Genomic DNA, 226 nt, shown 5'->3' on the forward strand with positions numbered 1-226 from the left:
TTCACTTAGTGAAGTAGAACCAGATTGACTTTCACTTAATGAAGTTGAGCCGGATTGGCTCTCACTTAGTGAAGTTGAACCAGATTGGCTCTCACTCAAGCTAGTTGAGCCGGATTGGCTCTCACTCAATGAAGTTGAACCAGATTGACTTTCACTTAATGAAGTTGAGCCAGATTGGCTCTCACTCAATGAAGTTGAACCAGATTGACTTTCACTTAGTGAAGTA

At 41.6% G+C, this 226-nt stretch carries 1 protein-coding gene; it reads right to left on the reverse strand.

Annotation, left to right across the window (positions count from 1 at the left end; genetic code table 11):
- On the reverse strand, window positions 1-226 hold a 226-nt coding region (locus IV55_RS10490; protein ID WP_191979327.1), incomplete at both ends, for a hypothetical protein.

Origin of the sequence: Furfurilactobacillus siliginis (assembly GCF_001437435.1) — a bacterium.
Classification (GTDB): Bacteria; Bacillota; Bacilli; order Lactobacillales; family Lactobacillaceae; genus Furfurilactobacillus; species Furfurilactobacillus siliginis.